A 6,450-nucleotide genomic window follows, 5' to 3' on the forward strand; every position below is an offset into this window, starting at 1 on the left:
TTTTTTGTTTAAAAATGACAAAAACACCCTCCAATTCGACCGTATGAAACTTTTGCTTCGACCGCACGAAACTTTTGCTTCGTCCTGACCAACCAAAAAACCCGTCCTTACCATCTGGAAAAGTGCTCCAAAGCAATTCAAAAAACAAAAAATTTGATTTTTCCTCGAAATGAGGACGCTAAAACGACCGAAAAAATCAAAATTTTCGCTTAAAAAACCACCTTTTTTGAAGCCAATATCTTACAAAAAGGCATAAAAAAACCTCAAAAAACAGCGGCTAGTAACCCGTCTTTTTGAGCAAATTTAGTCATTTGAAAGTCTCGAAAAGTTCCTGCTTTTCGCATCAAATAATGCGTTAATATAAAAATTTAGTGTACCGCATCACAATTTTTTTTACTATTTCTCGTGGCTATTTTCCCAAAGGAACAACTTTATAATTGTTGATAAGTGAAAAATTAATAGACTCCGTCGCTGGTTTAGGTGGAATTGCTGTTAATAAAATTTATTTTTTTGAGTTCGTAAGCTGCTATGAGTGACAAAAAAAAAAATTAAAAAGTTTTTGAAATTATTTTTTATCAGATTACGGGAAACCGTAATGATAACAAAAAGCCTTACATTATTTTTACATGAAAACCCTACTTTTAGTTAAAATTACATAGCTCAACATGTAGTAAATTAACATAAAAAATGGTAGGTTTGAACAATACAAGTCATTAAACAAAATATGAGCAAAAATACTGTAAAAGCCGATATCAATTTTGAACAAGAACTTTGGAAAGCAGCTAACGAACTCCGTGGTGCTGTAGCTGAAAATCAATACAAAGACTATGTCTTGCCGATGATTTTCCTAAAACACATGTCGGAACGCTATGAAATTCGTAGAGAAGAATTAACGGCTTTATTAAACGACAAAACATCCTCTTATTTTACTACAGATGTTTCTGAAATAAATTATGTACTAGAAGATGCCGATGAATATTTGTCAAAAAACATTTACATCATCCCTAAAGAAGCGACTTGGGAATATTTGAAAGCGAATGCCGAACAAGACAACATCAAAGTAATTGTGGATGATGCTTTTGATACGTTAGATGCTACTTTAGCAGTGAGTCGACCAGATTTGAAAGGGATATTACCTCGTATATTTGTCAAAAGTCAATTAACGGCGCGACAAGTGGGCGGTTTGATTAACTTACTTTCTAATCCTAAATTATCGCAGAAAGAAAACCCAGAAAGCGATGTCTTAGGTCGTGTGTATGAATATTACATTGGCAAGTTTGCTTTAGCTGAAGGTTCGGGTGCAGGTCAGTTCTTTACACCTGGCAGTATTGTACGCCTGATGGTTGAAATGATTGAACCTTATGAAGGCAAAATCTTTGATGCCGCTTGTGGTTCTGGTGGTATGTTTGTACAATCGTTGAAGTTTTTAGAAAGCCATGGTGGTGATAAAAAGAATATTGCCATATACGGACAAGAGCGTTACGATGGTACACTGCGTTTGTGCAAAATGAACTTGGCTTTACGCGATTTGTCTTTTGATGTGCGTTTGGGCGATTCTTTATTGCAAGATAAGTTTCCCGACTTGAAAGCTGATTTTATTATTGTAAATCCTCCCTTTAACGTGAGCCAATGGCACCCAGAAGACTTACCTGAAAATGACCCACGATTATTTGGACCTAAAGAAGAATTTACTACGGATGGTAATGCCAACTTTATGTGGATGCAAACCTTTTGGAGCCATTTGAGTAAAGTAGGAACTGCTTCTGTTGTAATGGCAAATGGAGCCATGACTTCTAACAACAAAGGCGAAAAAAACGTACGGGAATTTATGGTAAACAACAGCATGATTGACTGTATTGTACGTTTACCCGATAAATTGTTTTTAACTACAGGTATACCCGCTTGTATTTTTATTTTGAGTAAAAACCGTAATGGAAAAGACGGCAAACACCGAGAACGTACCAACGAAATTTTATTCATAGACACCAGCAAAATGGGAACTATGGAGAGCCGTAAGTTGCGGATTTTTACAGATACTGATATTGACAAAGTAGCAGCTACTTACCACAATTGGAGGAATATTGATGAAGTTTACGAAAACACCGATGGTTATAGCTACGCAGCCACTATAGAAGAAGTACAAAAACAAGACTACAAACTAACCCCAGGCATTTATGTAGGAACTGAGGAAGTGGAAGACGATGGTATTTTGTTTGGAGATAAAATGGCTGCTTTACAAACTACTTTACAAGAACAGTTTGCTAAGGGGAATGAGTTGCAAAGTAAGATATTGGAGAATTTTGAGAAGTTGTAGTATCATTTAAATATAGTAATTTTATAACCAATTAAAACACTCAAAGTTTTTATAAAGATAAAGAAATAAAAGATGGATATAGTTTTGAAGAATCTTCAAATTATTGAGCGTTGCATCAATTCAAATAGCTATGAAGAAGTTGAAACCGAAAGGTTTGAAGTTAAAGATTTATCTCAAGGATGGGGAGAAGATTGGTACAAATCCGTTTGTGCTTTTTTAAATTCAAATGGTGGTATAATTGTAATTGGTATAAATGATAAAAATAATGCTAAGCCTCAACTTTACAAATTTACAGGTTATGACAATAGCGATAAAAATGAAAAGCACTTAAAAGATGTGCTTCCAAAAAAATTTACCAATAGAGAAGGTGCTATTATTGATGTTGCTCAGAATTTAAATTTTGAGATAAAAGATTTTATGACAGGTCGTATCATGATTGTTTATGTTACCGAATTAGATTCTGAAAAAAAATATGCTTTTTATAATAACAATCCTTACATCAGAAAAATAACTGGTGATCATATCTTAAACACTAGAGAACTTGATGAATATGAGGAAATAAAAAAAGAAAGAATAGCTACTCAAGAACTTTCATTAATTAAAAATACAGATATAAATACTATTAATTTAGATACCCTTAACAATTATATATTTCAATATAATAGAGGAAAAAAAAGAGGTGAAAATTTAAAAAAGAGCCTCAACGAAGCAAAACCTTTTTTGACTGAACAAGGTTTTCTTTTCAATAAACAAGTTACTTTATTAGGAATGTTGGTTTGTGGGTCAACTCCCGAACGTTTTATACAAGGAAAATGCCAAGTAGATTGTTATGTAATTAATCCAAACTCTTCAAATCTTGCCGAGAGTAAAGAAGTTATTGAAGATAACATTATAGAACTTATAAAAAATAGTCAAAGTTTTGTTTGGCGTAATATTCAGGTGGGAGTCGCCTATACTAATGGAGGAAAAGCCGCACCAGAATATCCAGAAGAACTTATTAGAGAATGTATTAATAACGCCATTGCACACAGAAGTTATGCTAGTGATCGTTTTATTATTATTGAAATAAAACCACACGATTCATTACTTATTCGCAATCCTGGAATGTTCCAAAATAGACAAAGAATCAATTTGAATACTTCAAGTGGAAAGATTAGAAGAATTAAACCTTTTCAAGTAGCACGTAATCCAAAATTAACTCATTTACTAAAAAGTTTTGATTATTGGGAGGGAAAAGGAAAAGGACTTTCGTCACTGATAGACGCTTGTCTTGAAAATCAGATAGATGTTCCTTATTATATACTTTCTGAGGATGAAATTAGTTTGTATATTCCAAAAGGCAAAGTTTATGACGACGAAATGGCTTCTTGGATTGATAGTTTTTCAGGCTATTTGAGCTCTAAATTGGGCAGAGATTTAAATGACGATGAAAAAATAATACTTTCTTTTTTCAAAAAATCAGAAGAACTTAACAAGCTAGAGCGATACACTATTTTACTCACTTCAAACAACAACCACAGTGAAATTATCGCCTTGTTTGAAGAAAAAGGTTTACTTTTTGTAAATGAAAATAGTCCAGAGCTTTATCCTATTTATCAAGTAGATAAAACATTATTTAAAACCAATTTCAACGAAGAATTACAAGCTATTTTTAATGAAAATTGGGATTCGCTCAGTGATGACTACAAAAAAATATTAAACGCCATCTACCTTAAATCTCATTATGGCGTACAATCCGAAATTATTAGTGCCAATGGTATTGGAAATTATTTGTATTTGAATCAAAACAAAAAAATTTCCGATGGTAAAGCATACGATAGTTATAAGCGAAAAGTCAGAAAGTTATTTAACGATCTAGAAGACCAGTTTTTTATTGTTAGAAAAGACGGTAAGTTAAAAACCGAAGGAGGCAAACCCAATTTTATTATCAATCACAATTTTAGCAGCACTACTAATTTATTTTCAAATATCTAAATGCCCAACAACTGGAAAACATATCAACCCCAAATTAGGATTGCTACAATCCGCTTGTGACGAGTTCAAACTAAAAAGGGATATCAACAAATAACAATGTGATGAGAGTAAAAATCGTATTGCTAGCAGATAAAATAGCTACTTTACAAGAACAGTTTTCTAAAGGAAATGAATTGCAAAAAAGAATTATGGATAATTTTAATAAGCTCTAAATGTTAAAGTTATAATTGCTTTGGTTGACAAATAATATATTTTGTATATGTTTGTCAACAATTAAACAAATGTATTATGAAAGAAATTGTAGCTAAAAGAATCAAATCGGCTAGAACACTAGCGGGTTTGTCGTTGCGGGAACTGTCTGAAAAATTAGATGGTTTGGTCAGCTATAATGCGATTTCAAAGTATGAAAAAGCTCAAATGATGCCCGATAGTAAAGTAATGTTACAATTGGCAAAAGTATTAAACGTGAAACTGGATTATTTTTTTCGCCCTTTTTCCATCTCCATTGAAAATATAGAATTTAGAAAAAAAAGTAAACTAGGAGTTAAAAAAGTAGCCAGCATTAAAGAAGAAGTAATCGATAGTATTACTCGCTACATTGAAATAGAGCAGTTTTTAAATTTAGCATCTAATTTTAAAAATCCTATCAAAAACATTGCAATTACCGATGGTACTGCGGTTGAACATGCGGTAAATCAACTGATAAAAGATTGGAATATTGGCATCAATGCACTTCCTAATGTAATTGAATTATTAGAAGATAAAGAAATTAAAGTCATTGAAATTGATGCTGATGCTGATTTTGACGGCTTTTCGGGTTGGGCTACTGGAAATATTCCGGTAATCGTTATTAATGCTCAATTTCCGGTAGAGCGTAAACGATTTACCGCTTTGCATGAATTGGGTCATTTATTGTTGAATTTTAACGACACTTTATCTGAGAAAGAAATAGAGCGTTTGTGCCATCGTTTTGCAGGGGCTATGCTCATGCCACAAGAAACTTTTTTACACGAATTGGGTAAACAACGAAGCAAAATAAGTGTTTCGGAATTAATAGCGATTAAAGAAACCTACGGTATTTCGATTCAAGCCATTATGGCAAGAGCTAAAGATTTACATGTAATTTCAGAAGAACGTTTCATTGATTTCAGATGTTGGGTCAATCAAGATCCTAATCGAAAAAAAGAAATTAATTTGGGTAGTTTTCAAGGAAGAGAACGTTCTTCTCGTTTTAAACAATTGTTGTACAGAGCGGCTGCCGAAGATTTAGTTTCTTTGAACAAAGCCGCAAGTTTGGCCAATATGAAAGTAGCCGATTTTAGAAAAGAATTTGTGTTGTTATGAAATCACAAGTAATAAAAAGTTTGCAAAAGCAAACACCGATAATTAGCAGCGTGATTTCATGTGTGATCGCTAGAGAACCTAATTTAAAAACATGAAAATAATTGTCAATGATGCTAATATTTTAATTGACTTAGTGAAGTTGGACATCCTGCCTCACTTCTTTCAATTACCTTTTAGCTTTCATACAACAGATATTATTTTTGAAGAGTTAGACCAAGAACAGCAGGAAATGTTTCTGCCTTTTATAACAAACAAACAATTGATAGTAGAAAATTTTACGGGTGAAGAATTACTAGCAATGGCTACCTTAAAAGAAGAAAAAAGCCAACTTTCCCTAGAAGATTGTTCTGCGTTGTTTTGTGCGCAAAAATTAGAAGCAGATTTGATCACTTCTGATAAAAACTTGCGAAATTTTGCCAGAAGTAAAGCGGTAAACATCAGAGGACATTTGTGGGTTTTGGATAGTCTTTTTGAATATGGAGTTTTACAAGGAACAGAAGTAACCCAATTGTTAACGACTTTACAAAACGATATTAACCCCAGATTGGGATTGCCTCCAAGTGCTTGTGAAGTGTTAAAAAAGAAATGGGAAAATAATAAATAACAACACGATGCGAATAAACAGTATTTTGATGGACGATAAAATGGAAGCTTTAAAAACCCAGTTGCAAGCACAGTTTGCTAAAGGGAATGAGTTGCAAAGTAAGATATTGGAGAATTTTAATAAAATTTAGTTTATGCCTAAAAATTTCAACTTAGGATTTTATATCAAACAAGAACATATTTCAAAAGCTGTAGATTTAATGAATTTACAATTG

At 32.7% G+C, this 6,450-nt stretch carries 4 protein-coding genes; all 4 read left to right on the forward strand.

The features are described 5' to 3' along the window. Positions 1-724 precede the first annotated feature (724 nt). The 4 genes from ACIQ2X_RS12570 to ACIQ2X_RS12585 all read left to right on the forward strand — a co-directional run bounded on the left by ACIQ2X_RS12570 (position 725) and on the right by ACIQ2X_RS12585 (position 6,236). On the forward strand, positions 725-2,314 hold the full coding sequence (locus tag ACIQ2X_RS12570; RefSeq protein WP_396179265.1) for an N-6 DNA methylase: 1,590 nt from the start codon (positions 725-727) through the stop codon (positions 2,312-2,314). A gap of 72 nt (positions 2,315-2,386) precedes the next feature. Beyond that, on the forward strand, positions 2,387-4,288 hold the full coding sequence (locus tag ACIQ2X_RS12575; RefSeq protein WP_396179266.1) for an RNA-binding domain-containing protein: 1,902 nt from the start codon (positions 2,387-2,389) through the stop codon (positions 4,286-4,288). Between the two features lie 288 nt (positions 4,289-4,576). After that, positions 4,577-5,632 (forward strand): helix-turn-helix domain-containing protein, encoded by a 1,056-nt coding sequence (locus tag ACIQ2X_RS12580; RefSeq protein ID WP_396179267.1) that lies wholly within the window; start codon positions 4,577-4,579, stop codon positions 5,630-5,632. A gap of 91 nt (positions 5,633-5,723) precedes the next feature. Beyond that, positions 5,724-6,236 (forward strand): hypothetical protein, encoded by a 513-nt coding sequence (locus tag ACIQ2X_RS12585; protein WP_396179268.1) that lies wholly within the window; start codon positions 5,724-5,726, stop codon positions 6,234-6,236. The last annotated feature ends 214 nt before the right edge of the window (positions 6,237-6,450 follow it).

Origin of the sequence: Flavobacterium sp. (assembly GCF_044368625.1) — a bacterium.
Classification (GTDB): Bacteria; Bacteroidota; Bacteroidia; order Flavobacteriales; family Flavobacteriaceae; genus Flavobacterium.

Coding starts and splice junctions, on each gene's coding strand:
- ACIQ2X_RS12575 (WP_396179266.1), top strand. CDS start 2,387: ATGGATATAGTTTTGAAGAATCTTCAAATTATTGAGCGTTGCATCAAT.
- ACIQ2X_RS12580 (WP_396179267.1), top strand. CDS start 4,577: ATGAAAGAAATTGTAGCTAAAAGAATCAAATCGGCTAGAACACTAGCG.
- ACIQ2X_RS12585 (WP_396179268.1), top strand. CDS start 5,724: ATGAAAATAATTGTCAATGATGCTAATATTTTAATTGACTTAGTGAAG.
- ACIQ2X_RS12570 (WP_396179265.1), top strand. CDS start 725: ATGAGCAAAAATACTGTAAAAGCCGATATCAATTTTGAACAAGAACTT.